The 2826-nt window shown below is 58.1% G+C and carries 4 protein-coding genes; all 4 read right to left on the bottom strand.

Annotation, left to right across the window (positions count from 1 at the left end; all coding sequences use genetic code 11):
- Positions 1–351 precede the first annotated feature (351 nt).
- On the bottom strand, positions 352–669 hold the full coding sequence (locus tag WCA53_RS34385; protein ID WP_423922785.1) for a hypothetical protein: 318 nt from the start codon (positions 667–669) through the stop codon (positions 352–354).
- Positions 670–874: 205 nt separating this feature from the next.
- On the bottom strand, positions 875–1591 hold the full coding sequence (locus WCA53_RS34380) for a GntR family transcriptional regulator (protein ID WP_423922788.1): 717 nt from the start codon (positions 1589–1591) through the stop codon (positions 875–877).
- A 64-nt stretch (positions 1592–1655) separates the two neighbouring features.
- Positions 1656–2054, bottom strand: a complete 399-nt coding sequence (gene hpxZ / locus WCA53_RS34375) for an oxalurate catabolism protein HpxZ (RefSeq protein ID WP_423922782.1) — start codon at positions 2052–2054, stop codon at positions 1656–1658.
- Positions 2055–2092: 38 nt separating this feature from the next.
- Entirely contained in the window at positions 2093–2770 is a 678-nt protein-coding gene (locus tag WCA53_RS34370; protein WP_423922778.1) for a cysteine hydrolase family protein, read from the bottom strand.
- Positions 2771–2826 lie beyond the last annotated feature (56 nt).

Genomic DNA, 2826 nt, shown 5'->3' with positions numbered 1-2826 from the left:
GAGTCCTTCTGCTAGCGTGGTCGGTCTGCTTAAGTCGGATTTTCTTGCTTATTACTGTTAGCCCCTGTCCGGGGCGGGACTTCATTTCTTTGCAAACGCGCAAAGAAACGAAGCAAAGAAACGCGTTTTAAACCGCCAATTTTTAAGTGTCGTCGTCGCTCATTTCCGGTTTTTGGCACGAACGTAGCGCAGCCCCAAACATTTAACCCGCAGCCGAACACCCTCCTCAAGCCCAAACGCCACGCACACGCTTCGCCTCGACGGCCGTAAATCCGTGCCTATCCGTTTCCTCACCCCACGCTCACCCCTAGCAGAACCGCTTTAACCCGCTCCCCCCCACAATCGGTGCGCCTACTGCCCAGACGCGGCCTTCGCCTTATCTGCCGCCGACTTCTTTTCCGCATTCTGGATATTCTGCGGATAGTTGAGTTGGTCGCCACCCGGCTGGTAACCGTTCTTTTCAAGCTCTTTCAATTCAGCGTTCTTCTTGGCACGTGCAGCCTTGCGCTCAGCCTTGCGTTGCGCCTTTTCCACCTGCTTCGGCGTGGACGCCGCCGTGTCGGAGGCTTGTGCCGTGTCGGAGGCTTGTGCCATTGCGACCGGTGCAGTCAGTGCGGTAAGCGAAATAGAGACGACAAGAGCGATCGCAGCCATCCGCGTTTTAAACATGACGAGATTCTCCACGAAAAACGGTTTTCTTCGGAACGGTGGCGCCGTTGGCACCCGCCACATTTGTCGTGCGGGAAAAGCATGTGTCGTTACGTACCCGTGACCTCGCCCTGATGCAATGGCAAGCCAGCAGGCACGCGTTGCATATCTTAACCATAACGAAACAAGCCGTCATAGGTCCGCAATATCCGCGCCCCGGAGCACCTCAGGAAACGAACGGCAGCTTGATGTCGCGCGCGGCGGCTAACATGGAAAGCGTAATCTTGCGGACCTCGAGCTTGCTCTGCGTGACGTGCGCGCGCAAGAGAATGGTTGCCTCCGTCACCTTGCCACGCTCGATAAGAGTCAGCATGGTCGAATGCTCGTCATAAGTCGCGCTGGTTCGGTGCGGCTTAAGGAAATCGAGTCGGCGCACAATGCGGATTCGCTCGGTTACTTCGTTATGCACACGCAGCATTTCAGCGTTACCGGTCGCCGCGACGAGACGTCGATGAAAGTCCTCGTCCATTTCAAACATGATCACCGGATCGCTTTCGCGTTCGTCCGGCGCGACGCACCAGATGGCCTTCAATGCATCCACCGCCGCATGGGTCGCCCCAATGCTGGCAATTCGCTCGATCGACGCAACCTCCAGCACAATGCGCAAGTCGTATAGCTGGTCAAGCTGATCGAAGTTGATGTGGGCGACTTTCCAGCCGCGCCGAAATCCCACTTCCAAATAACCTTCGCGCTGCAGCCTGAACAAACCATCGCGCATCGGCGTTCGCGACACGCCGTAGTGCTGCGCAATCGCGTTCTCCGAAAAGCGGTCACCCGGGAACAGCCGGAAGTGGAAGATATCGGTCTTGAGCTTCTGATAAACCTGTTCCGCCAGTGGGTTGGCAGCACTCGGCCTGTTTGGCATATCGGCAACGCCAAGCATGCCAGGCACCACAGCAGCGTTTGAAACCATCGTGCTCAGCCTCCTTTCCTCTTATTATCGACCCTTACGGCGGGGGCATCATGCTGACGTGCGCGGCCACGATTTTCCAGCCGTGACGCCCATCGGACGACGTGCCAATCCTCGCCCATGTCTGCATCTGCCGCCCTAGCAACGGCGTGGTGTCGTTGGTGAATTCGGTGCTGACCGTCGCGTAGTCAGTGCCGAACGTAGTGACCACGGTACGATGCAACCGGCGTGACGGCGCAACCGGTTCACAGAGCGCGCGCCACGCGCGCACCGCGTCACCGCCATGCTGGATTTCCGCAATCCCATAGCGCACGGTTTGCGGCGCATGCCAAAACAAGTCGTTCATCACGTCTATGTCGTTCGCCACCAAAGCCCGCTCATAGTCAACAAATGCCGCGCACACCTGGGCCATCACCTCCGGCCTGTTCACGTCCATGATCAAGGTCCTTGGGAACTGTTTATGTCCTAAGCGCTTTAAGCATCCTTAACCTTGGCCAAGGCGCTTAAAGGCGCGGTCCATCCGACAATGCCGCCCTGCGATCGGATCATGTCGATTGTCGCAAGCTTAAATGCCGGAAAATAGCTGGCGGTGGCATCCTCCACTAACAAGCAATCATAGCCCCGGTCGTTGGCTTCACGCATCGATGTCTGAACGCAAACTTCAGTCGTCACGCCGGCAAAGAAGAGATGCGTGATGCCACGCGCGGCTAGCTCGGCCGACAGCGGGGTGGCATGGAACGCGCCCTTGCCGGGTTTGTCGATGACAAGCTCGCCAGCCACGGGCGCAAGCGCATCGACAATCGCGTTGCCGGGTTCGCCGCGCACGAGAATGCGCCCCATGGGTCCGACATCGCCGATGCGCGCATCAGGTGCGCCGCGCATTCGTTTGGCGGGCGGGCAATCCGAGAGATCGGGCAGATGCGATTCGCGCGTGTGGATGACAAACCAGTTTTGCAGGCGAGCAAGAGCAAGCAATTCGACCACCGCCGGCACGATTGCGCCGAGCAATGAAACATCATTGCCAAGCGACTCGCCGAACCCGCCCGGCTCGATGAAGTCACGCTGCATGTCAATGATGACAAGCGCCGTCCTTAGCGGATCGAAGACGAATGTCGATGGCGTTGCATCGATTGCGACTGTGCGAGTCGTCATGGGGCGGCCTGTCTTTGCGTCGATTGAGCGGTTGAATCAGATGTTGAATGCGCGTC

The organism is Caballeronia sp., from assembly GCF_049581465.1.
In the GTDB taxonomy this organism is placed as follows: domain Bacteria; phylum Pseudomonadota; class Gammaproteobacteria; order Burkholderiales; family Burkholderiaceae; genus Caballeronia.
The sequence above is the reverse complement of the archived record's forward strand: the minus strand, read 5'-3'. Positions and strand labels throughout refer to the sequence as shown.